19 protein-coding genes and 1 pseudogene are annotated in these 24,008 nt (G+C 61.6%); 12 read left to right on the forward strand and 8 right to left on the reverse strand.

Annotated elements, in window-relative coordinates; translation table 11 throughout:
* Positions 1-82: 82 nt before the first annotated feature.
* Positions 83-580 (forward strand): hypothetical protein, encoded by a 498-nt coding sequence (locus tag RBA40_RS24815; RefSeq protein WP_306650797.1) that lies wholly within the window; start codon positions 83-85, stop codon positions 578-580.
* Between the two features lie 39 nt (positions 581-619).
* Here RBA40_RS24815 and RBA40_RS24820 read toward each other — a convergent pair whose 3' ends face one another.
* A complete protein-coding gene (locus tag RBA40_RS24820) occupies positions 620-2,389 on the reverse strand; it encodes a methyl-accepting chemotaxis protein (protein WP_306650798.1) in 1,770 nt (589 codons plus the stop codon).
* Between the two features lie 484 nt (positions 2,390-2,873).
* Between RBA40_RS24820 and RBA40_RS24825 the strand changes: the two genes are divergently transcribed.
* Positions 2,874-3,704: an ATP-dependent Clp protease adaptor ClpS gene (locus tag RBA40_RS24825; RefSeq protein ID WP_306650799.1), complete on the forward strand. Its 831-nt coding sequence runs from the start codon at positions 2,874-2,876 to the stop codon at positions 3,702-3,704.
* Between the two features lie 94 nt (positions 3,705-3,798).
* Here the strand turns inward: RBA40_RS24825 and RBA40_RS24830 are convergent, their stop codons facing one another.
* The gene (locus RBA40_RS24830) at positions 3,799-4,260 is read right to left on the reverse strand and encodes a ribonucleotide reductase subunit alpha (protein ID WP_306650800.1); all 462 of its coding nucleotides are present in this window, start codon (positions 4,258-4,260) and stop codon (positions 3,799-3,801) included.
* Positions 4,261-4,420: 160 nt separating this feature from the next.
* Here RBA40_RS24830 and RBA40_RS24835 point away from each other — a divergent pair, with 160 nt between their 5' ends.
* From RBA40_RS24835 to RBA40_RS24855, 5 genes are read left to right on the forward strand one after another with little or no spacing between them, the layout of a single operon-like run.
* Complete coding sequence (locus RBA40_RS24835; RefSeq protein ID WP_306650802.1) at positions 4,421-8,131, forward strand: nitrate reductase subunit alpha; 3,711 nt, start codon at positions 4,421-4,423, stop codon at positions 8,129-8,131.
* The gene (narH, locus tag RBA40_RS24840; protein ID WP_306650803.1) at positions 8,128-9,684 is read left to right on the forward strand and encodes a nitrate reductase subunit beta; all 1,557 of its coding nucleotides are present in this window, start codon (positions 8,128-8,130) and stop codon (positions 9,682-9,684) included. The genes RBA40_RS24835 and narH overlap by 4 nt, the downstream gene beginning before the upstream one ends.
* Positions 9,684-10,349 (forward strand): nitrate reductase molybdenum cofactor assembly chaperone, encoded by a 666-nt coding sequence (gene narJ / locus RBA40_RS24845; RefSeq protein ID WP_306650805.1) that lies wholly within the window; start codon positions 9,684-9,686, stop codon positions 10,347-10,349. Before narH ends, narJ begins: the two co-directional genes overlap by 1 nt.
* A gap of 10 nt (positions 10,350-10,359) precedes the next feature.
* Complete coding sequence (gene narI / locus RBA40_RS24850) at positions 10,360-11,043, forward strand: respiratory nitrate reductase subunit gamma (RefSeq protein WP_306650807.1); 684 nt, start codon at positions 10,360-10,362, stop codon at positions 11,041-11,043.
* A gap of 14 nt (positions 11,044-11,057) precedes the next feature.
* The gene (locus RBA40_RS24855; RefSeq protein ID WP_306650809.1) at positions 11,058-11,804 is read left to right on the forward strand and encodes a peptidylprolyl isomerase; all 747 of its coding nucleotides are present in this window, start codon (positions 11,058-11,060) and stop codon (positions 11,802-11,804) included.
* A gap of 234 nt (positions 11,805-12,038) precedes the next feature.
* On the opposite strand, the gene RBA40_RS24860 is transcribed toward RBA40_RS24855, so the two are convergent.
* On the reverse strand, positions 12,039-12,656 hold the full coding sequence (locus RBA40_RS24860; protein WP_306650811.1) for a hypothetical protein: 618 nt from the start codon (positions 12,654-12,656) through the stop codon (positions 12,039-12,041).
* 17 nt (positions 12,657-12,673) lie between these two features.
* Positions 12,674-13,333 (reverse strand): suppressor of fused domain protein, encoded by a 660-nt coding sequence (locus RBA40_RS24865; RefSeq protein WP_306650813.1) that lies wholly within the window; start codon positions 13,331-13,333, stop codon positions 12,674-12,676.
* A 194-nt stretch (positions 13,334-13,527) separates the two neighbouring features.
* Between RBA40_RS24865 and RBA40_RS33610 the strand changes: the two genes are divergently transcribed.
* The 3 genes and pseudogenes from RBA40_RS33610 to RBA40_RS33615 form a co-directional block, all read left to right on the forward strand.
* Positions 13,528-13,734, forward strand: a complete 207-nt coding sequence (locus tag RBA40_RS33610) for a recombinase family protein (protein WP_374710549.1) — start codon at positions 13,528-13,530, stop codon at positions 13,732-13,734.
* A 510-nt stretch (positions 13,735-14,244) separates the two neighbouring features.
* Positions 14,245-15,351, forward strand: coding sequence for an LGFP repeat-containing protein (locus RBA40_RS24870; RefSeq protein WP_306650814.1), 1,107 nt, complete (start codon positions 14,245-14,247; stop codon positions 15,349-15,351).
* Positions 15,352-15,368: 17 nt separating this feature from the next.
* A pseudogene (locus RBA40_RS33615) lies at positions 15,369-15,562 on the forward strand (Tn3 family transposase); the annotation flags it as partial.
* Positions 15,563-15,568: 6 nt separating this feature from the next.
* Here the strand turns inward: RBA40_RS33615 and RBA40_RS24875 are convergent.
* The 3 genes from RBA40_RS24875 to RBA40_RS24885 all read right to left on the reverse strand — a co-directional run bounded on the left by RBA40_RS24875 (position 15,569) and on the right by RBA40_RS24885 (position 21,882).
* Complete coding sequence (locus RBA40_RS24875) at positions 15,569-16,540, reverse strand: NPP1 family protein (RefSeq protein ID WP_306650815.1); 972 nt, start codon at positions 16,538-16,540, stop codon at positions 15,569-15,571.
* A 270-nt stretch (positions 16,541-16,810) separates the two neighbouring features.
* Positions 16,811-17,212 carry a hypothetical protein gene (locus RBA40_RS24880; RefSeq protein ID WP_306650817.1) on the reverse strand — a complete coding sequence of 134 codons (402 nt, stop codon included), beginning with the start codon at positions 17,210-17,212 and terminating at the stop codon, positions 16,811-16,813.
* 11 nt (positions 17,213-17,223) lie between these two features.
* Positions 17,224-21,882 (reverse strand): DUF6861 domain-containing protein, encoded by a 4,659-nt coding sequence (locus RBA40_RS24885; RefSeq protein WP_306650819.1) that lies wholly within the window; start codon positions 21,880-21,882, stop codon positions 17,224-17,226.
* A 240-nt stretch (positions 21,883-22,122) separates the two neighbouring features.
* On the opposite strand from RBA40_RS24885, the gene RBA40_RS24890 reads away from it, so the two are divergent.
* Both RBA40_RS24890 and RBA40_RS24895 read left to right on the forward strand, forming a co-directional pair.
* Positions 22,123-22,857, forward strand: a complete 735-nt coding sequence (locus tag RBA40_RS24890; RefSeq protein ID WP_306650820.1) for an SMI1/KNR4 family protein — start codon at positions 22,123-22,125, stop codon at positions 22,855-22,857.
* Positions 22,854-23,150, forward strand: coding sequence for a hypothetical protein (locus RBA40_RS24895; RefSeq protein WP_306650821.1), 297 nt, complete (start codon positions 22,854-22,856; stop codon positions 23,148-23,150). Before RBA40_RS24890 ends, RBA40_RS24895 begins: the two co-directional genes overlap by 4 nt.
* A gap of 81 nt (positions 23,151-23,231) precedes the next feature.
* On the opposite strand, the gene RBA40_RS24900 is transcribed toward RBA40_RS24895, so the two are convergent.
* Positions 23,232-23,756, reverse strand: coding sequence for a pyridoxamine 5'-phosphate oxidase family protein (locus tag RBA40_RS24900; protein ID WP_306650823.1), 525 nt, complete (start codon positions 23,754-23,756; stop codon positions 23,232-23,234).
* Between the last annotated feature and the right edge of the window lie 252 nt (positions 23,757-24,008).

Below are 24,008 nucleotides of genomic sequence, written 5' to 3' on the forward strand. Positions count from 1 at the left end.
GGTGAGCAATCGCTGCAACATGCTTTCGCTAAAGTTGCATTAATGCATACAGTGTTGTCTTTCATCGCCAGCCATCCCTGCCATGCCCGACATCCATACCGAAGACCAGAATATCGCCACGCTCGTCCATACTGACGAGTATGGAAAGCACTACAATCAGATCGCCAGCATCCGGACCCACCAAATTGTTGTGGTGAAACGTAAAGTCCTTTCCCTGAATGGGTATGAACTGGTTCGCATTCACCTCGGACCGACTGCCGCGATGACGTACAAGGTCAAGTGGGCCCTGGTTCCCATGCTGTTCGGCGCCGCGCTTGTGGCCGGCATTATCGCCCTGTTCGTGTTTGGTTCGGTCGAGGCCGGCACTCGCATCCCGGTCGGCGCGTTGGCGTTCGGATTGATCTTTGGCGGCGTGCTGATGAGCGGACCGAAACGCCATCTGATCACCGTCACCACGGGTGGACGCACCTACAGGTGGAAGTCGAAGGGCGGGGATTTCAAGTACAAGATCGCCAGCACCCAGCGCGCGATCGCTTTTATAAGCGCACGCAATGAAACAGCCGCCGCACCCTTAAAGTGACCCGGAACGGGCAGACGCAAACCCCGCTGGCTGGTCGCTCTAGTCGGCGCCGATCAGCACCGGTGAAGGTTTCTTCCGGGCCGCAGGGGGGCCGTTCTTCCTGGCAGCAGGGGCTCGCGTAGCTGCATGGCGTTGCGTTCCCAGCTCATCAACCTTGAAGATCTTGACCGTCTCGACCAGATTGCCGGCTTGTTCCTCCAGCGATTCGGCAGCGGCGGCGGCTTGTTCGACCAGCGAGGAATTGCTTTGCACAACGGCGTCCATCTGGACGATGGCCTGGTTGACCTGCTCGATGCCCGATGACTGTTCCTGGCTGGCCGTCGCGATCTCGCCGACAATCGCGGAAACGCGCTGGATGCTGGCCACCACTTCGTTCATGGTCGTGCCGGCGTGATCGACCAGTTTACTGCCCAGGTCCACCTTGTCGACCGAATCGTTGATCAAGGCCTTGATTTCCTTCGCCGCACCGGCCGAGCGCTGGGCCAGGTTGCGCACTTCCGAGGCCACGACCGCGAAGCCGCGCCCTTGTTCGCCGGCGCGTGCCGCTTCCACAGCCGCGTTGAGCGCAAGAATATTCGTCTGGAAAGCAATGCTGTCGATCACGCTGATGATGTCGACGATCTTGCGTGCCGATTCGTTAATCGAGCCCATTGTATCGACCACTTGCGAGACGACCGTGCCGCCCCTGATCGCCACCTCGGACGCGGACGAGGCGAGCAGGTTCGCCTGACGGGCGTTGTCGGCATTTTGCTTGACGGTACTGGTCAGCTCTTCCATGGAAGAGGCGGTTTCCTCCAGCGAGCTGGCCTGCGATTCGGTGCGCGCGGACAGATCGGCGTTGCCGACCGCAATGTCGTGGGTGGCGGCCGATATTTCGTCGGAACTTTCCCGGATCTTTTGCACCGTCTGCCTCAGGTTAATGCTGATGGTGTTCATGCTTTGCAGCAGCTCACCGACTTCATCGCTGCGGTCTTGCGCGGCCTCGCCATTCAGGTCGCCCGAGGCGATCTTGCTGGCGGTATCGATCGCGTGGGTGAAGCCGAGCTTGATGTGCCGGTAGATCATGAGCACGGTGACCAGCGACAGGCACAAGGACACGCCAAGCACGCCAACGGCCATCCAGAAAGCGGTATCGGCGCGGGCGGCGGCGATCCGCACCTCTTCGCCGGTGCGTTTGTCGAGCATGGCCAGGAATTCATTGACCGGCGCCATGATGGTCGCCTTGTTCTTGTGGTAATTCGCGTCGTGCATGATTTTGCGCGCCATGTCCATGTCGGGTTCGCGTTTCTGCGTGAACTTGCCGGTGCCGTCATCGAACAAGCCTTTGACGGCGTTCATGGCGATCACCTCGGTCTTGACCAAGGCATCCGAGTTGTCCTGGGCCTGCTTGAGCTTGGCGAATTCGGCATCGGTAAATCCCGCCTTGCGCATCAGGTCGGCCAGCGCGATGGCTGGCCCGTCCGGCGTCGGCTTGTCGACACCGGCGGCGACGAAGTCCCAGTAGATGCGTTCATAGTTTTGCGGACGGGCCTTGGCGCCGTTGCGGATCGCGAGAATGTCCATGTACTGGCGTTCGTAGGCAGCATCGCCCGAGACGACGAAGGTGCGCGCGAGGCGGGTCAGGTCGTCGGAACTCTGGCGCAGCTCGTCGGCAAGCAGGAAGGACTGGTAGCGATTTTCGCTGGCGAGCATGGTGTTGCCCTGCTCTGTGGAGACGCGCGAGAAGGCCATCAGGGAGCACACCGACAGCGCCACGTTGACGAGAAAGAACGCGGTAAAAATGACGCGGATCGAATAGTTTTTTAACATGGGAGCTCCCGATGAGTTCAACTTTGTCTGAGAATCCCGACAAGATGTCGCTGCCGTCAGATCGCAAGCGACTGTAGTGATGAATGCAGTCTCGCGAACTCATTGATCCATGTCAACACATTACAAGTTAAATGGGTTTCGGGCGGGTGGACGGTGGAGGGAGCGAAAACGGCTTGCGCTTGCGCGCTTCGCAGTGCCGGAGCCGGGAGAGCCGGCCATTGTTTAATCTCTTGTCATGAGGCGTCAGAACAACGTTTGTCGCTGCTCGCCGGCGCGTGCGCGGGGATGCTGATGGGCGCCGCCGCGGCGGGCTTCGTGGAGACAGCCCGGAACGTCAGGCGTGTCGCCCGGCCGCGCGCGACGGAAAGGTTATCACCCTTCAAACCAGCGGTCCGGATTGACCGCTATGCAAAGACTCGATAACATCCCGTTCTTTGTTGAAACTTTTATAATTCTTCCCGCAGGGATAAGAGGTGATCGCGTCATGACCAATTTGCGTATCGCCGCTGGCGATCCCGCCCCCGACCTCGAACGCGTGCTGAACGCATCGTTTGCCTCATGCCGGCGCCACTACGACAAACGCCTCACGCTGGAACGCGTTCTGGTCCATGTGATCGAGGACGATGGGGCCCGCGCGATCTTGAATGACTGTATGCCGGCGGGGAAGGTGGCCGCCCTGCACGGGAATATGCGCACCGTTGTGGCTGATCAGCTTGCTGCAAGGGCGAACGCCTTGAAATGGCCAAGCGGCGGGCCCAGCGGCTTGCGTGCGCGCCTCGCGCAATACATGACGATCGGGGCAGCGAAGTTGGATAACTTGCTGGAACGAACAATATCACCTGGCGAGCATTTGCAGCACGCGATGTTGGAGGCGACCGTCCGCGCTATCAACATGGCGAGCCCGGTCGACCTCCGCGTCCTGCTATTTGCCATCGTTCGCCATCGCATTGGCCTTGCAGCCAGTGCCCTGGAAGAGCATGGCCTTGATCGCTACCGTCTGGCATGTCGCATCGCGCACGGTGCGGCCACGGAAGACGCGGAGCGGGACCACGCGTTCGCGCCAGGCAGCGATGAAGCGCGGCTGGTGATTTTTAACGATGACTATACGCCGATGCTATTTGTGGTCGAGGTGCTCGAATCGGTCCTGGCCATGCCGCCGGCCCAGGCGCAGGCATGCATGATGCAGATTCATCAGGAGGGCCAGGCGGACTGCGGCGTGTTCCCGCTGGCAATCGCGCGCGCCAAATTGGACGACGTCTTGGCGCTTGCGCGGGACCGGTGCGAACCTTTGCGCGCAGGCCTGGCCAGCGCTTGATGGATCGCCAGCGAGCCCCGGCGCCCCGCATGGGGCCTGGCGCTAGCGCTTGATGCGCACCTGCGGAGCGACCGCGTCGCAATCGCAACGAACCCTATGCCGGCGCAAACTGGCGCAATTCCCCATCGCGCCCAAACGCCAGGAACTGTCCGATCTGTCCGGTGTGAATATACGTCACCATCATATTGAGCGGCGCTTCCGCTTCGGTCGATGCCGGTGGCTTGCCGTTGCGCCCCGACATGGTGGTCACGAAGACGATATCCCACTCCTTGCCGGTGTATGCCGACTCGGTCACCAGATCGGCAAAGCTGCCCAGCTCGTCGAGAGTTTTATCCACGCACATGACCGGGGCCAAGGCCCCGCCGCGCCGCTCGGCGAAACCGGCGCGCTGGTCGGCGCCTGCGTCGTCGGGCAACTCCGCCCGGGCAAAGGCAAACAGCACACGCTGCGGTTGCGGCTGCGCGCGCGCGGCTTGGATCAGGTCGTCATAACTGGTGATGTTCATTGCTGGTTCCTTCAGGTTCATGTTCGGATAGCGCATGTATACCGTATCCATCCGGCACCCTCCATAGCCACAAAGGACTAGGCAGCCTAGTCCTTGTCGCCGCGCCGCACCACCTTCTTGCCAATATGCACCATGACTGCCGCTGCGTAGACTGGGCTCAATCGGGTTGCGCCGTTGTCGAAGGCGCCGCTCTCATTCAAGCGGAGGCAGCATGAGTCATTTTCTGGATCGTCTGAAGTTCTTCAATCGCCCCAAGGAGACGTTTTCCGACGGCCACGGCGCCGTCGTCCACGAGGACCGTACGTGGGAAAACGCCTATCGCCAGCGCTGGCAGCACGACAAGATCGTGCGCTCGACCCACGGCGTCAATTGCACCGGTTCGTGCAGCTGGAAGGTGTACGTGAAAAATGGCCTGATCACCTGGGAAACCCAGCAGACCGATTACCCGCGCACCCGTCCCGACCTGCCTAACCACGAGCCGCGCGGCTGCCCGCGCGGCGCCAGCTATTCCTGGTATGTGTACTCGGCCCAGCGCGTCAAATATCCGATGGTGCGCGGCCGCCTGATGCAGATGTGGCGCGAAGCTCGCCTGACCATGGATCCGATCGCCGCCTGGGCTTACATCAGCCAGGACCCGGAACGCGCCAAATCGTACAAATCGATCCGCGGCCTGGGCGGTTTCGTGCGCGCCAACTGGGATGATGCCAATGAAATCATCGCCGCCGCCAATGCCTTCACCATCAAGAAATACGGCCCGGACCGGATCGTCGGCTTTTCGCCGATTCCGGCCATGTCGATGGTCAGCTACGCAGCCGGCACGCGCTACCTCTCGCTGATCGGCGGCGTGGCCCTCAGTTTCTACGACTGGTACTGCGACTTGCCGCCAGCGAGCCCGCAAGTGTGGGGCGAACAGACAGACGTGCCGGAATCGGCCGACTGGTACAACTCCACTTTCCTGATGGTGTGGGGCTCGAACGTGCCGATGACGCGCACGCCGGACGCCCACTTCTACACGGAAGTGCGCTACAAAGGCACGAAAACGGTGGCCGTGTCCTCCGATTTCGGCGAAATGGCGAAGTTTGGGGATATCTGGCTCGCGCCGAAGCAGGGCACCGACGCGGCGCTGGCGCTGGCCATGGGCCACGTCGTGCTCAAGGAATTCCACGCCAACGGCGGTTCGGATTACTTCCGTGGCTACGCCAAGCAGTACACCGACTTTCCGATGCTGGTCATGCTCAAGGAAACCAACGGCTCCCTCGTGCCCGATTACTTCCTGCGCGCTTCGCACCTGGCCAACAATCTCGACGAAACCAACAATCCCGACTGGAAAACCCTGGTCATCGATGAAGCGACCGGTGCCATCTGCGCGCCGGCCGGCTCCATCGGTTTCCGCTGGGGCGAGTCGGGCCGCTGGAACCTGGAACAAAAAGAGGGCACCAGCGGCAAGGCCATCGACCCGCTGCTGTCGCTGATTGGCTGCAGCGATGCGGTCGAGGAAGTCGGCTTCGCCTACTTCGGCGGCAAGGATGCGAGCGACATGCTGACGCGACGGGTGCCGGTCAAGAAGCTGGTGCTGGCCGACGGCACGACCGCGCTGGTCACCACCGTATTCGACCTGACCCTGGCCAACTACGGCATCGACCGTGGCCTTGGCGGCGCCAACGTTGCTACCAGTTACGACGACGACATTCCCTACACCCCCGCATGGCAGGTCAAGCACACCGGGGTGAAGGCCGCCGACGTCATCACCGTGGCGCGCCAGTTCGCCGAGAACGCCGACAAGACCCAAGGCAAGAGCATGGTCATCGTCGGTGCCGCGCTGAACCACTGGTACCACATGGACATGACGTACCGCGGCATCATCAATCTGTTGATGATGTGCGGCTGCATCGGCAAGTCGGGCGGCGGCTGGGCTCACTACGTCGGCCAGGAAAAGCTGCGTCCGCAAACCGGCTGGACCCCGCTCGCCTTCGCCCAGGACTGGAACCGTCCGATGCGCCAGATGAACGGTACCTCGTTCTTCTACGCCCACACCAGCCAGTGGCGCCACGAAAAGCTGCACACGAGCGAAATTTCCTCGCCATCGGCCGGGGACGACGTCGCGCCGATGTCGCTGATCGATTACAACGCCAAGGCTGAACGCATGGGCTGGCTGCCATCGGCGCCGCAACTGGAAACCAACCCGCTGGAAGTGACGCGCGCCGCGGCGGCCGCCGGCATGGACCCGGCCGCCTACGCGGTCGAGCAGATCAAGGCCGGCAAGCTCAATTTTTCCTGCGACGACCCGGACAACCCGGCCAACTTCCCGCGCAATATGTTTGTATGGCGCTCGAACATCCTGGGCAGCTCGGGCAAGGGCCACGAGTATTTCCTCAAGTACTTGCTGGGCACCCAGAACGCGCTGATGAGCGATGAAACCCACTGCGTCAAGCCGCGCGACGTGAAGATCCGTCCCGCCGCCGAAGGCAAGCTGGATCTGGTGGTGGTGCTGGACTTCCGCATGTCCACCACCTGCCTGTACGGCGACATCGTGCTCCCGACCGCCACCTGGTATGAAAAGGACGACCTGAACACGTCGGACATGCATCCCTTCATCCATCCGTTGTCGGAAGCCGTGCAACCGCTGTGGCAGTCGAAGTCGGACTGGGAAATCTACAAGGGCATCGCCGAAAAATTTTCGGAAATCGGCGGCGAGTACCTGGGTACCCAGCAAGACCTGGTGCTGACCCCGCTGATGCACGATACCCCGGGCGAACTGGGCCAGCCTTTCGATCCGAAGGATTGGCGCGCCGGCGAGTGCGAGCCGATTCCTGGCAAGACCATGCCCAACCTGACCGTGGTGACGCGCGATTACAAGGAGGTGTTCAAGAAGTTCACCTCGATCGGCCCGCTGCTTGAAAAGCTGGGCAACGGCGGCAAGGGCATCGGCTGGAAGACGGGCCATGAAGTGGACGTGCTGCGCGGTATCAACCGCACGGTAACGGAAGAGGGCGTCTCGCAGGGCCAGCCGCGCCTCGATACGGCGATCGACGCCGCTGAAATGATCCTCTCGCTGGCACCGGAAACGAATGGCCACGTGGCCGTCAAGGCCTGGGCCGCGCTGTCGACCATGACCGGACGCGACCACACGCACCTGGCGCTGCCGCGCGAACACGACACGATTCGCTTTCGCGACGTGCAGGCGCAGCCGCGCAAGATCATCTCGTCGCCGACCTGGTCCGGACTGGAATCGGAAGAGGTGAGCTACACGGCCGGCTACACCAATGTGCACGAGCTCATTCCATGGCGCACCCTGACCGGGCGCCAGCAGTTCTACCAGGATCACCGCTGGATGCGCGATTTTGGCGAGGGGCTGTGCGTGTACAAGCCGGCTATCGACACCAAGACCACGGCGGCGATGCTGGGCGCTTCACCGAACGGCAACAAGGAGATTGCGCTGAACTTCCTGACGCCGCACCAGAAATGGGGCATCCACTCCACGTATTCGGACAACCTGCGCATGCTGACCCTGTCGCGCGGCGGGCCGCACGTGTGGATATCGGAAATCGACGCCAAGGATGCCGGCATCGTCGACAACGACTGGATCGAGGTGTTCAACGTCAACGGCACCTTGACGGCGCGGGCGGTGGTCAGCCAGCGCATCCCGGAAGGCATGACCCTGATGTACCACGCCCAGGAAAAGATCATCAACACGCCGGGCGCGGAATTGTCGGGCAAACGCGGCGGGATTCATAACTCGGTCACGCGCACCGTGACCAAGCCGACCCACATGATCGGCGGCTACGCACAGTTGTCGTGGGGCTTCAACTACTACGGCACGGTCGGCTCGAACCGCGATGAGTTTGTGCTGGTACGCAAGATGAACAAGGTGGAGTGGCTGGAAGGCCCCCTGGTGGAAGAAACGACTGGAGCACACGTATGAAGATCAGAGCCCAAATCGGCATGGTGTTGAACCTGGACAAGTGCATCGGCTGCCACACCTGTTCAGTCACCTGCAAGAACGTCTGGACCAGCCGCGACGGCGTCGAATACGCGTGGTTCAACAACGTCGAAACCAAACCGGGCATCGGTTACCCCAAAGAATGGGAAAACCAGGATAAATGGAATGGCGGCTGGAAACGCAATGCCGCCGGGACGATCGAGCCGCGCCAGGGTGGCCGGCTGAAAATCCTCGCCAATATCTTCGCCAACCCGAACCTGCCGGCCATCGACGAGTATTACGAGCCGTTCACCTACGATTACGAGCGCCTGCAGAACGCGCCGCTGTCGGAAACGCCGCCGACGGCGCGCCCGATCTCGGTGTTGACCGGCAAGAAGATGGACAAGATCGAATGGGGTCCGAACTGGGAAGACGATCTGGGCGGAGAATTCGCCGCCCGCAGCAAGGACAAGCTGTTCGACAACATGCAGAAGGAGATGTACGGCACCTTCGAGAACACCTTCATGATGTACCTGCCGCGCCTGTGCGAACACTGCCTGAACCCGACCTGCGTGGCATCGTGCCCGTCCGGCTCGGTGTACAAGCGCGAGGACGACGGCATCGTGCTGATCGACCAGGATAAATGCCGCGGCTGGCGCATGTGCATTTCCGGCTGCCCGTACAAGAAGATTTACTACAACTGGTCGTCCGGCAAGGCCGAAAAATGCACCTTCTGCTATCCGCGCATCGAAGCGGGCCAGCCGACGGTGTGCTCGGAAACGTGCGTTGGCCGCATCCGCTACCTGGGCGTGCTGCTGTACGACGCCGACAAGATCGAAGCGGCCGCGTCGGTTCCGGACGAGCGCGACCTGTACCAGGCGCAGCTGGGCCTGTTCCTCGATCCGCACGACCCGGCCATCATCGAGGAAGCGCGGCGCCAGGGCATTCCCGATTCGTGGCTGGAGTCGGCCAAGAAGTCGCCCGTCTACAAGATGGCGGTCGACTGGAAGGTCGCCTTCCCGCTGCATCCGGAATACCGGACCTTGCCGATGGTGTGGTACATCCCGCCGCTGTCGCCGATCCAGGCTGCGGCCGAGTCCGGCAAGATGGGCATGAACGGCATTTTGCCGGATACCAACAGCCTGCGCATTCCGGTGCAGTACCTGGCCAACCTCCTGACCGCCGGCGACCAGCCGCCCGTGATCCGCGCGCTCGACCGCATGCTGGCCATGCGTGCCTATATGCGCAGCAAGACGGTCGACAAGGTCGAGAACCTGACAGTGCTGGAGCAGGTCGGATTGAGCAAAGATATGGTCGAGGACATGTACCACATCATGGCGATCGCCAACTACGAAGACCGCTTCGTGATTCCGAGCAGCCACAAGGAAATGGCGGAAGACAGCTTCAACGAAAAAGGCTCGTGCGGCTTCAGCTTCGGCAACGGATGCTCGGACGGCGTGACGGAAACCAGTCTGTTTGGCAAGAAAAAGCAGGGGTCGGCCATCTTCATGGCGATGCCCAAGTCACGCAAGAAGAAAGACGGTCAGGAGGCATGATGAAAACCAATCAACACTACCAGGTGCTCTCCAGCCTGCTGCTGTACCCGGAACCGGAGATGATCGCGGAGTTGCCCGCGCTGGCGAACGCGATGGCCCATTCGCCGGCACTGCACGCGCCGCTGCTGCCGCTGTTCGCTTACCTGAGCGACGGCGCCCTGATCGACCTGCAGCAAAACTATGTGATGACGTTCGACCGCAATCCGTCGCATTCGCTGCATCTGTTCGAGCACATTCACGGCGAGTCGCGCGACCGCGGCCAGGCCATGGTCGACCTGATGGAAGAGTACAAGAAGCACGGCCTGCACATGACGGGCGACGACTTGCCCGATTTCGTGCCGCTGTTCCTCGAATTTCTGTCGCAGCAAACCACGGAGGAGGCGGCCCGCCTGCTGTCGGACGCGGTGCACGTGCTGGCCCATATCGGGCGCAAGCTGGCCGCCAACGGCAGTGCCTACGCCGGCGTATTCGCCGTGCTGGAGCATCTGAGCCCGGTGGCGGCGGAGGAACTGAGCGAGCCGCCGGTGCGCGACATGGACGAGGCGCTGGAAACCTTCGGTCCCGGCATGGACGGGGTCGAACCCTTGCTCAAGCCGACCGGCGCACCCGGCACGCATCCGATCAATTTCTACCCCCGCACGGCGCGCGCCGCTGCCAGCGTGTAAAGGAAGCATCATGGACTACCTGCATCAATTTCTGTTCGGGATTTATCCCTACATCGCGCTGGCGATCTTCCTGCTCGGCAGCCTGATCCGGTTCGACCGCGAGCAGTACACGTGGAAGTCGGAATCGACCCAGGTGCTGCACCAGGGCAGCCTGCGGGCCGGCAGCATCATGTTTCACGTCGGAATCATCGGCCTGTTCTTCGGGCATATGGCCGGGCTGCTCACGCCCGTGTGGGTGTGGGATACGCTGGGCGTGAGCCACGGCCTCAAGCAGCTGGTGGCGATGGTGGCCGGCGGCGTCATGGGGCTGCTGTGCCTGGCCGGCATCGCGCTGCTGCTGGTGCGCCGCTTCAGCAACGAGCGCCTGCGCCATGCGACGACCTTCAAGGACAAGATCGTGCTGCTGTGGATCCTGGCGACCTTGCTGCTGGGGCTGTCGTCGATTTTCGTCTCGGCCGGCCACATGGACGGGCACATGATGGTGTTGCTGATGAACTGGGCGCAGCACATCGTGACCTTGCGCGGCGATGCGGCCGCCTTCATCGTTGACGCGCCGCTGCTGTTCAAGCTGCATCTGTTCATGGGCATGTCGCTGTTCGTCATCTTTCCGTTCACCCGCCTGGTGCACGTGTGGAGCGGATTCGGCGCGTTGACGTATCTTGGCCGCGCTTACCAGCTTGTGCGTAGCCGTTAATCGGGAGAATCATCATGGGTATTTCAGTCAATGGCGTGGATATCGACGACGTCGCGATCGAGCAAGAGTTGCCGCATCATCAGGGGGCGGATAATCCGCTCAAGGAAGCGGTGCATGAACTGGTGCTGAGGACCCTGCTGCTGCAGCAGGCCGATACGCTGGGAATCACCGGGGAAGATGACGATGCCCGCATCGACGCCTTGCTGGCGCTGCAAGTGAAGGTGCCGAAGGCCGATGAGACCGCATGCACGACGTGGTATCGCAACAATGCCCAGCGTTATACCAGCGGCGACATGGTGGAAGCGCGCCATATCCTGTTCCAGGTGACGCCGGGCGCGCCGCTGGAATTGCTGCGCGCCACCGGTGAAGCGGTACTGGAAGAGTTGCAGGCGCATCCGGAGCGCTTCGACGAGCTGGCCGCCGAGTATTCGAACTGCAGTTCCGGCAAGGTAGGCGGCAGCTTGGGGCAATTGTCGCGCGGACAGTGCGTGCCGGAGTTCGAGGAACTGGTATTCCGCCTGCGCGAAGGCGAGCTGGCCGGGCGTTTGCTGGCAACGCGCTTCGGCTTGCATATCGTGCAGGCCTTGCGCCGGGTGGAAGGACGGCTGTTGCCGTTCGATGCGGTGAAAAGCGAGATCGCGGCCTATCTCGACCGCCAGTCGAGCCAGCGCGCAACGCACCAGTACCTGCATATCCTGGTGGGGCAGGCGCGGATCGAGGGCTTGAGCATGGAAGGGGCGGACAGTCCGCTGGTGCAGTAGGCCGACCTTATCGGGACCGGGCCGCCGATGCGTGGCGAATGCCTGAGCAAGCGATCGCGCAGGTCATGCCATCGGAGCTTCATCTGTTGACGCCGACCGAAAATTGACCCAACTATAGGCCTCGCGCCGACCCAAAACTGACCCAGGTGTTCTACTACTCCTGCCTAATCATTAGGCGGGAGAATTAATAGGTGATCACCATGGAAACGTTAGGCAAAGTTCGCGTGCCGACTGTCAGGCTATATTCCACTGCGCAGGTAAATCGGCATCGCACATTGCGCAAACGAATACGCCCTCCTTGATCACGTTCAGGGCGTCGCAATCCACGCATTTCCGGAACAGGTAAGCGACATGGAAACCGGCCGGAGGGGCCATGCCGGCTTTGCCAATGGCGTCGGCCACGCGCGGCCATGATTGGGGTTCGGGGCAGTAGCCGGTGGATTGGTTGGTGACGGCGTGGACGCGCACCTGCTGTTTGTCGACGTGAAAAGTCATTTCGCCGGCGGATTGAACCGGGCCGCCCCCGGCGCAGGCGACGTGCTCGCTACAACGGTCGGCAACCCGCAGGGTGCCGTGGCGGTCCACGATGAAGGTCGCGATCACATGGCCATTCGCATCGGCTTGCTGGTCATCGGCCAGCCATTGAAGCAAGTCGCCCGGCGCCAGGACCGCAAAGCCGGGGGCGACATCGGCCACGGCATCGGCGATGTCTTTCGGACCCACATAGTCGTACATTTTCAAACGCTTTCCTTGTCGAATCGATGGATCGGGCGACGCGCTGTACCGATAGTCGTCCGCATGAGAAATTATACGCAGATCGTGCCATTGGCTCTTCATCAGTCTGCGCATCAATCTATCCTGTGCATCGTTTAAACGTAGGGGCGGCGCGCCGGGTTGAAGACGTGCGGGTGATCGTTGTCGTCGAGCAGGTCGAGAAACTCGCCGAGGCCTTCCTCGCTGTTTTTGGCCAATGCGTACTCGCTGTCGGCGATCAGGTGCACGCACAGCGTTCCGATGTCATGGCCACCGTGTTCGATATGCTCGAACAGTTCGCGGTCGGTGCGGATGATGGGCGGCAGGAACAGGAAGGTTTGAAACGGGCAGCCCTCCAGCGGCGGGGCCGGCAGCGGTACCGTGTGGCCCTGGCCGAACCAGGTGCGGTCCGTCTCGGGCAGTTTCGCCAGCCAGCGCAAGGTGGAAAAATAGGCCGGATCGAGATCGGGCACGTACCAGACCAGCTCGCTCGCCAGCGACTCGTCCAGGTCTTCATTGTCCGGCCCCGTCATGAGCCGGTCGCTCATGCCCGATGTGACCAGCACGTAGCCCTCCTGATCTGCGGCATCGACGTCGCATTCCTCGACAAAATTGCGGCCGAACGCATAAATATTGACGCGAAATGCGCGGTCCTCGTCCAGATCGATGTGATCCGGTTCGCCGAGTTCGTCGGCCATGGCGCGCAGGCGCGCGGCGGCCAGGGTATCGTCATTGGCTTCGGCAACGCCGAACAGGATGTCAGATTTCTCGGCCATGGCTCGCTTTTTTGAAGTGTCGATGATGGGACTATACAACGCAGCAAGCAAACCGTCGATGCCCGGTGTGTGGCGCGCGCGCGGCGGATATAGGGAGTGACCCCGGTGGAATAGTTTTCCGGATCTGCCAAAAACTGTCGATCGACGTTACGCCGGCCGGGCGAATATCGTGGCTGGGACACCTGTCGACGTAATTGTCCGGCGGCAGCTGGGGCTGTCCCGAACTGAGCCGCCTGCTCGATCCGTTGCGCAAGGACGATGTGCGCGTCGTCTGGAGGCTCGACCGCCTGTCACGTTCGCCCAAGGACGTGCCGACTCTCGTGCAAACGGTGGCAAGGCGGACGAGGGATTCCTCTGCCCGACCGAGGCCGTCGACACTAGATCGCCGCTCGGGCGCATGACGATGCAGATCGTGGCATTGTTTCGCCGCGGAGAAGGCCGCATTGGCCGCCGCCCCAAGCTCACGCCACGGTAACAAAAGGAAATCGTCCACGTGGTCGATTCCGGTCAGAAAGCGGCCATCGATTTCGCGCTCGTTTCACTGTCCATCCGTCCACCATGGCACGATTGTTGAAACGCAACAAGCTCGCAAAATAGCTGGGCAACCCAGGAAAATTCTTAGCATCCTACTTGCTCCTAATGCTGTGGACTGCGCCGAACTGATAAGCATATTGGTTCGATCCTCCGCAAGCCGTGCCGGTTTCGGATTTGGCCCAATCGTATGGGCGCCATACCCAGGGGCATACCCTTCGTAGAAACGGTGGCTCCATGATGTCGACTGCGGCAAGGTCGTTGGCAAGCATGGCGATCCGAAATACTTTGCATAAGTACCAGTTCGGTGGGGCCACGTAGTCGTAGCGGCGATGGATAACATGCCCGCTAGAAGTTTCTTTCAGCTATAGGAGAAAATCATGATCCGAATCTATCTTCACAGCATCCACTGCCACGAAGAGACGGACGAGGTCGGCGCGGATGAGCCGTACGTTCTTGTCACCTCGGTCAATCTGGCGTCGATGGTAAACGTCGCGGGGTTTGCGGTGCCGCTGCCCGGTTCCCAAGTGGTTCGCTATGGCCCGTTTGACGATGTCGACGAGGGCGAAACGCATTACGCTCCTGGTATTTCCCAGTCGTTTTGGGGGATCAACGGCGCTCCTGCCCAATTGAGTGACCCGGAAACGACTATTTTTATCGTCTCCCTGATTGAAAACGATAACGGCAATGCGGGAAATCTACGAGGAATCGTCGCCGGATCCGTTAGCGGCGCTCTCTTCAGCAGTCTCAGCCTCAATCGTGCAGATAAAGTCACTGCCCTGCTTAGGGAAATTAATTCGGCCTCGCAAACCGTGACTGGGTTCCCCAACACGGACGATCTGGTCGGGGCGCCGCAGGAACTGCGATTCTCCACCGAAGAATTGGCACTCGCGGAACGCGGCGTGCTGGTTAGTCGAACGCTGTCGTTTCACGGTGACGGCGGCCACTACAGCCTGACCTTTCACGCCCTTAACGACTTTGGCGTCTTTGGCGTCATCGGAGAGAAGTGGGCGCAAACCGGTCGGGCTGCAGGTCCGCTAGGTATACCTACCTCCGGGGAGATTCCGACCTATGACGGCATCGGCCGGTTCCGAAACTTCGCTGGGGGCATCGTCTCGTGGCACCCGGAAACCGGTGCCCATATCGTGTGGGGGTTGATCGGTGAGCGGTGGTTGCAAATCGGGCGGGAACAGTTCGGTTACCCCATCACCGATGAATCGCCGACTGCAGATGGAAGGGGCCGCTACAATCACTTCCGGGCAATCCAGCTGCCAGGAAAACCCGAGGCATCCATTCATTGGTCGCCTGCATCCGGCGCACATGAAACCTATGGTGCCATCCGGGACAAGTGGGCCTCGATGGGGTGGGAAACAAGCCACCTCGGTTACCCGGTCGATGCGGAACGCGATCACGCAGGTGGTCGGCTGCAGAGGTTCCAAGGAGGCTCGTTGTTCTGGACACCTCACGGCGGTGTCGTTGTGCAGTAGGGGGCCACCGCCCAGCTCTGGTGACGGCCGCCATCGTGCTGTGGAATACCGTGTCCCTTGAACGGGCAACGCCGGCCGTGCGCGAAGTTCGGCAAGATGCCCGACGACGAGATGCTGCAAACGTGTCGCCGCCGGGCTCTGGGAACACATCAACCTGACCGGGGATGACGTGTGGCGCCAATGCGGCGGCACAGCCGGTCGCCGCCGCTGAGTGCTTCTATTCTCGGATTTGCAGGTAGGTATGCGGATAGTTGGCCTTGAATTCGCTCGCTCTGGTGCTCCAGACGTCGTCCAGCGAAAACGACGTATGTTGCCAGAAGGTGTCGCTGCGCGGCACGGTGTTGTTGGCGACGTTGGCTATCTCGTTGTCGTTGCGCGTCTTGAATGTGGCGCTGCCGAAATTGGACGCTTCCAGCGCCATCCGGTACTGGCGGTTGGCTTGATAGCGGACGGTTTCATCGCTGTTCCAATCGACGACAGCGCTGTAATGGCTGATGATGTCCGGCGCATAAAATTCACCCCAGTTGCCGAGGAATTCGACACGCTTTTTGTCTTCGGCATTGGCGAAGCGGAAGGCGTGGGTGCCGGCGCCGTCCTTGTGGTAGACGACCAGCGGGTGGCCCTTATGGGTCTGCAGCTGGCCAATGGCGCGCGTGGTGTATTTTCCGTGGGCGCTGGTGGATACATGCGAGACGAAGTCGGGCTGGTCGTTCACTTTGCCGGTCCAGACAATGACCGTTTCCACGTCGTGCCTGTGGCCGCCGAGGAAGCTCAGGCCGATAGCCTGGTCTTTTTCGAAATACAGCTCGTAAAAATGCGCGCAGCGTTCGATTTTGTCGGCGCCTTCGATGCTGGCCTTGCATATTTGCCGGTGCACGGTGTTGGCGTAGACGGTCCAGTCGGCGTCGCGGCATCCGCCGGAGACGGAACCGGTCGCGTTCTTGCCCGGATTCTGCCGCAGATGCTCGTTGCGGTGAAATGGCGTGGCAGCGTAGCAGCCATCCGAATCGAAGTCGAAGGTCGGATGAAAATTCCTGACCTGCTTTTCATTGTATTTGGTAATGGCCGCATTCCACTTCGGGAAGTCGTCGGCATGCGCCGCTACGGCGCTCAAGGCGATGCCGGAGGCCAGCGCGGCTTTGAACCATATTGATTTATTTGTGTTGACGGAGTTTGATTTTCGATTCATGGGATGCGCCTTTAAAAGACTACCAATATCGCGGGAACGTCGCTTGTATTCCGTGATGCCTGCCGGTGCTGTTCATGCCTGCCGATGTTGCATGGCTGGTGCTGTTGGCGCTGGTGAAGTGCTGCAACAGGGCCGGCGCGGCCTGTTCGACTGAGTCGCTGCTCAATCGAACAGGGCGCCGGTAAATACTACAGAATGTTTGTTACCGTTTGTTGACTTGGAAATGCTCTTGCGGGCGCCGCAGGGTCAATAATGCGGACCCCGGGAGCGCTATTCGATGGGTACCGAGGCTAAGACGCCGCGCAGGTTCAAGGCCTTTGCCAGCTCGTCGGAATAGTCCAGATAACCGCTGGCATCGACATCTTTCTCGCACAGGAAGTGACGCACGAAATCCGGAGCGGTTTTTTGAAACTCCGGAATGGATACATCCGTCTCGGCGGAGAATTCGAGGATATAGGCGTCGCCTTCTTCACCCTCGGGTATGCCGAACAGGATGAAGCTTGCGCCCTCGTCCGGATCACCGGCAACGAAGGCCGGCACCTCCTCGTAACGGCCGGTGTCGTCGATCGTGAATTCGATCCCATCCATCGCGCGACCGAGTTGGCGCGCCGTTTCTTCGAGAGACGCGGCGGCGGGAATTTCGACGACCGCAAGCATGCTGTTGTCTGACATTGTATTGATCCTTATTCGACTGGCGTGAAATAGTGGGGGGCGTCCGGTTTATTAGCGATTTGCCTCTCGGTAAACACCCGGAAAACAGGCAGCTCACTCTTCATCCCGCTGAGCACTTCCTTGCCTTCCAAGGTGGTTCGCAGCTCGCGGAACGTGTCCTTCAATGATCTGTCCAGTTTGCTGATATCCTTGAAGAAGACGTTCTTCTTGAACCCTTTGGCCAGTGCATTGCTGACGACAAGGAAATCGACGTCATAGCCTTGCTGCCCGGTGTACGGCTCGCCGTTTTTGGTGGCGACATGACCGTCGAATGCGACCCGCTCTCCCTGCGGCCCAAGCTTCGTATCGTTTTTCAAGCCATCGACCAGGCTGCCCCGGAAGCCAACCCGCGCATTCGGATCGAGCGCCAGGATGCGTTGAATCGATGGCTGAACCGCCGCTTCGATTTCGGCGACGATCAGGGCACGCTTCTCGGCGCCATGGGCGACCAAAATCTGCTCGAACGACATTCCCGTATGATCAGCGCCGCATTGGCACGGTGTCAGCCCGAGCGGATCGACCCATTGGGTGGGATTCGGGGCGTAGGCATGCAGATTGTTGCCACCCTGCAGACCGATCGGGTCGCACGACACAAAGCGGCCGACATCCGGATCGTAATAGCGGAAGCGGTTGTAGTGCAAACCGGTTTCGATGTCGTGGTATTGGCCTTGGAAACGGATTGCCTGGAACTGGTCCAGGCCGTCCGGCAGCGCTGCCGCTTGCGGCGCCGTCTCTTCCAGTACCGCGCCCCATGCCTTGAAGGTGGCGCCCCACGCGAGCTCGCCATCGGGCCCGGTCGCTTCGCGCGGCGTGCCGAGGTGGTCGGTGTGCAGATAGTGGAGAACGGAACGGGCCTCGGTGCCCGCATCTGCGCCCGACGGCGTGGTCAGGTCGAACTGCGCCAGCGGCACGAACGAATCCGGCTCGTAAATGTAGGTGCGGCTGTGGCCCCCACGCGATTCGCCGAGCAGGCGGTTGCCATCCCACGAGAAGCGGGTGGTGCCCTGTTTGTCGCGCTTGGCGATGCGGCGCCCGAACGGATCGTACGCATACTTCACCGTGTGCACGGCCGGCTGATCGCCCTGCGCATTGCGCGTAATGACCGCCTTGACCAGCTGATGTGCGCCATTCCACTCGAAGCGCATGCGCGTGTGGCCGCCGACCAGTTTTTCGCTCAGGTTGCCGTGCGCATCGTAGTCGTAGCGCTTGTCTTCGAACACGCGCACGCGATTGCCTTCGACCCGGCCCACGCCGGCGATGGTGTCATCGAGCAGATTATGCGCGGGGTCGAACGCAAAGCGCTCGTCCGAGCGCGGCTGCACCGCCGACAAAATGCGTCCGATCACATCGTAGCTGTACGCCGTGCGGCCGTTGCGCTTGTCGTCGATGGCTAGCAGGTTGCCGCTGTCGTCATATTCGTACTGGCGCGCGATGACGGGACCTGCGCCTTCGCCGGCGCCGATCTGTCCGGTCACCTGCGACAGCAGCCGCCCTGCGGAGTCGTAGCGGAACTGGCTGGTCAGGGCGCCGTGTGTGCGGCTGACCGGCCGGTGCAGCTGGTCGCGCTCGATGTCGGTGACGACCTCGCCATCGATATTGATCTGGTGCAGATGGCCCGAGCCGTAGAACAGGTTGTTGAGCACCCGGCCATCGGGCAGCACGGTCTGGATGCGGTTGCCCATCTCGTCGTAGGCATGGCGCAGCAGCGTGGTGCCGCCGTCGGTGTCGGTCCGCTCGGCCACCAGCCGGCCCAGCGCGTCGTACTGCAGCGACACCTGCGCATCGGCATTGGCGGCCTGGGTCATCCGGCCCAGCTCGTCGTAGGCGTAGCGCAGGCGCAACTGTTCCGCGCGCGCTTCGCCGGTCACGCGCGAGATGATCTTGTCGACCAGCTGGCCCGCGCTGTCGCGCACAAAGCTGGTGTCGATGCGGGTGTATTCGGTGCGCGCGCCGCTGCCGTGTTCTTCCTTGGCGACCAGTTGCCCGCCGTCGTCGTAGCGGTAGCGCGTCAGGCGCGCATCGAAGCCGGTTTCCTCGATCAGGCGGTCGAGCGCATCGTAGACGAAGCGGTGCACGTCGCCGTTTTCGTTGATCAGCTCGGCCATGCGCCGCACGTCGTCGTAACGGTATTCGAGCACGCCGCCGCGCGCATCGATGCGTTTGCGCGGCTTGCCGTCCTCGTCGAGCTCGTAGCTGGTGCGGTTGCCGGCAGCGTCGATGCGCGCCAGCAGGCGGCCCAGCGCGTCGTATTCGTAACGCTCGGTCTTGCCGTCCGGCTGTACCGCGCTCATCAATCGTCCGGCGGCGTCGTACGCGTACGAGGTCGCGCCGCCGTGGGCATCGGTCACGCGCAGCAGGCGCCCGTCCACGTCGTAGCTGTAGTAGCTGCTTTGGCCCGAGCAATCGGTATAGCTGATCAGTTGCGCGGCGCGGTTGAACGCCAGCCGCTTGACGCCGCCGGCGGCGTCGACCACCTTTACCGGCAGACCCTGTTCGTCGTACTGGTACGTGGTGCGCTGGCCGAGCGCGTCGGTCACGCTGTGCAGGTTGCCGCGCTCGTCGTAGCGCAGCGCGGTGGTGGCGCCGAGCGCATCGGTGATCAGGGCCGGCTTGTCGAACACGGTGTCGTACACGATTCCGGTGCCCTTGCCGCCGCTTTCCACCCGCACCACGCGGCTGCGGCCGTCATAGCGGTAACTGGTGCTCTGTCCGCCCGGATGGACGATGCCGATCAGGTTGCCGTTGCTGTCGAGGCGCCGCGTGGTCTCGCCGCCGATGGCGTCCACCATGCCGGTGAAGCGCCGTTTCTTGTCGAAGCGGTAGTGCTGCTGGCGCCCCAGGTTATCGGTGACGATGGTTTCGCCGGCAAGGTAGCGGAAATCCCACGACATGCCATTGTTGGTCCAGTTGCGCGTGACCTTGCCGGTCCATTCATATTCATCGTATTCGTAGCGCGATACCAGTCCGCCCGGCTGCGCGTGCTCGACCATGACATGATTGCTGTACGCAAACTGGCGCACGACCTGGCCCATGCGGTTGCGCACCCCGGACAGGTTGCCCAGTTCATCGTACGCGTACCGCACCAGCACCTCATTGGTCGCTTCCTCGTAATCGACCGGGTCGCGCTGCACGCTGACGCTGCCCAGCCGCATCTGTCCGCGATGCTCGATGAAGTCCAGCACGAACACGCGCCCGGCACTGTCTTCGATTGATTCGGGCAGTTGCCGCGCGTTCCAGGTGATGCTGATCTTGTTGCCGTTGGCGTCGACCATGCCGACCAGCACCGCGGTGTCGTACGCTCTTCCAAGCATGGCGAACTGATTGCGCAAACCCTTTTCATCGATCAGCTCGAAGCTGCGTTCGCCGGTGCGCTCCAGGGTGATTTTTTCCGACAGCGAATACAGGGCGTCGCCCACGCGCGGCAGCGAAAAGGTGATCTCGCGATGAAACGCGTCCAGCACGACCACCTGGCCGTCGCTGATGTGCAGCGCGTCCGACAGCGGCGTGCTCCAGCCCTGGCCAAGCCAGCCAGCCTTGCGCTGCGCCGAGCTGTAGATGCGTTGCCAGACCAGGGGCAGGGCGGCGGGCAACGCAAAATCGCGCTCGCTGTTTCCTGCCAGGATCTTGCTGCCGGAAATCGGGTTGACTGGATTGGCCACCAGCAGGCACGCCGGGCAAGACTCGGCGGCTTGGCCTTCCTTGCGGGGCTTTTCCTTGACCGGCGCCGGGTTGTTCACCGGCTCGCTCGCCGACTTGCTTGCCGGCGGCGCAGGATTGGCCTTGGCGGCGGACGCGGCGGCGTTGACATCGGCGGCGGCGCTACGCGGCTGCAGGGCCGGATGGCTGACCAGTTTGTCGCGGTTGGCGCCAACCCAGCTGGAAAATTTGGGTCCCAGCTTGCTGTTGCTCAGATGCTGCAGCAGCATGGTCTGCTTGGCTTGTCCGCGCGACAGATAGAGCGCGATGGCCGACAGGATCGCGATAAACAGCAGCATCTTGCCTTGGGCAAACGCGTCGACCGACTGCTGCATCATGGTGGCGGACTGCGCGCGCGCGTTTTCCGGCAGGCGACCTGCCTGCCACGCGAGGGCAAAGCCTTCGATCATCTTGACGGCCATGTCGGGAATGGTCTTGCCGATGTGGATGACCAGTTCGCCCAAGCCCATCCAGACCAGGACTTCGGTGCCGAGCTGGGCCCCCAAGGTGGTTCCGGCCGCAGCGCCCGGCACCGCGCCGATGCCGCCGCCCAGCGCGCCGAGGCCGCCACCGATGGCGCCGCCGAGCACGGCGCCGCCGCCCACATACAGCGCCACTTCCTTGGCCGCCGCCCACAGCACCACCCACACCTGCGACAGGTCCAGGCCGGCCAGCTGGGCCTTGAGCAATTCCGTGAAACGGTGTTCGGACTGGTCGAGCGCTGTCGAAACAAACATGCCGCAACGCACACTTTCGATCTGCAGCGTGGCGTCGCCGATGCGTTCGAGCGACTCCACCATGTGATTCGACAGGCACCGCAGGCGCCGGTGCATGTCGCGCCGCGCCTGGTCGCCCGCCATCTCGTAGCTCTGCTGCATTTTTCGCAAGGTACTATTGAAACTGGTCCAACCGTTTGAATCGAAATGATTTGTCATGCGGGCTCGTGCTTGGTCGTGGTCGTCGGAAGGCTGAATTCAGTATCTAAAAATCAACATAATCATGCTAGTATAGCCAATTTCCAAAACGATAAGCTTCCTTTTTTTACATGTTGCGCGGCCGTTCGGGCCCGGGCTGCGGTCCGGATCGATCTGTTTTTCACACTTGCGGGAGCAACGCCGGATGTCCTTTCAAGCACCAGATAGCAAGCCCGGTCGTCTCGGTCATTCGGCATGATCATGAATATCAGCAAGCAAATGATGTGGGATGCGCTGCCGCGCTTCATCCGGGCGTCGGTGTTGGCGGAAACGGCGGCTGAACTCCCGTCCGGCTTGGCGGTGCCGCCGCAATGGGTGGCGATCCTGCAGGCGCAGCAGGCGAGCGGGCGCCTGGAGGCATCCGCCGGCTGGCGCGATTTTTCGGCGCAATTGCCGAACGTGGCGGCTTTTTTCAACAAACAGGCCAGGCCGCTGCTATTGCTGGCCGATGTGGACCGTGCCGTGTCGCTGCTGTATCCGTTTACCTCCGGCGGCGAGGTGTACGCGTATCGGGGGCATCCGCCGCTGCCGGCTGCGCCTGGACAGTTCCAGGCGGTGTGGGCGCGCATCCCGCAACAGTTGCGCGACTTTTACACCATGGTCCATAAGGGCTGGACCTTTTTGTCCGCCAATTCCATGGGGCCGCTGCCTGTCGGGGACTGGGCTTACCTGTCCGCTGACCGCTTCGATATCGATGACGAGACGGCCGCCGGCATGCCCGTCGATATCGGCAAGGTCCTGACCGTCTTTCACAACGGCGGTGGCGATTACCTGTGCCTCGATTTTTCGGCGCCTGACGGCATCGCAACGGGCTTGATCTGGTGGCATGACGATCCGGGGCACCCCGACGTGGTCAATTTCTGGGCAGCGCTCGATGCCTGGATCGGCGTTTTCTTCGAGGACGTCGACAGCGTTCAGGCCGGAGTGCCCGCTTGATGCAGACCCGTGCGGAGCGCGACCTCGGACGCGTCCAGTCCTTGCGCCTCGTTCTCTACCGCATATTATTCACGCGAGACGTCACCGATTTTGCCGGGCTGGCGCAAACCCAGGCAAGCCTGATCAGGGCCGATCACGACGATGAGACGCTCGAACGGATAGCGGCGGCGCTGACGTGGGCGACCACTCGCCCCAACTTCGATTACAAATCGCTGCTCCCGCACATGCCGCACTCCAGTGCGCGACTCTATGACTATCTATGCAAACTGGCGCGGGCGATGGGCGTGGCGTGAGCTGCCTTTTAATCTGACTGGAGAACGGCCGCCGCCAACGTTTCGCCACGCGCGGTTTGTCGCCGGCTGGGCGGCGCGGCGTTATACGGCGATATTGCCTTCGATCGAATCGTCGAGGGTCTTGCCGATCACCGCACCCACCAGCATTTTCACGCCCGCGACGGCCTTGCCGTGCTTGTTATCCCAGTAGTAGCCCTGGCCCGGCGTGACTTTAATGGCCGTGATGCGCGGATCGTCTTCGCCTTCGGTGAACCAGGTTTTCAGGATGAAGGTCCACAGTTCCTTGATCCTGGCCTTGTCGCGCGTGATGGTGGCCACGCCGTCGAGGACGAGGAATTCGGAGTTGGTCGAGCCCTGGAAATACAGCTTCACGGCCGGATCGGCGGCGATCTCCTTATTCTTGTGGCTGTCGTCGGCGCTGAGAAACCACAGGTTGCCCTGTTCATCCGCCTGGCGCACGCTCATTGGCCTTGCACTGCCTTCATGCCGGGTGCAGAAGAAGCATGTTTCCGCGCTATCGACTAGCTCTTTCAGTTTCTCGAGCGCTTCGCTGCCGCCCAAATCCTTGTAATTATCTTCCGGCTGGTTCTTGTTAATCGAGTCCATGTCGTCTCCGCTTTCAGTGTCAATACGTTCGATGCGCTTCGGTAGCGAAGCAGGCAGGCTTCATGGTACGTAACAACGGCGGGGCGGTATGTGGCGCACCTAACCTATAGGGCAGCAGGCGCGCGGCGATCGACACGGTAAAATCGCCGGGCAGTCATCGATGTACACACGCATCCCTCAATCCGACCCGGACAACGTCCCATCATGAAACCACTGAGCGACCAGAAAATCATCGATTCCTGGATGAACAAT

The organism is Massilia pseudoviolaceinigra (assembly GCF_030846505.1).
In the GTDB taxonomy this organism is placed as follows: domain Bacteria; phylum Pseudomonadota; class Gammaproteobacteria; order Burkholderiales; family Burkholderiaceae_D; genus Telluria_A; species Telluria_A violaceinigra.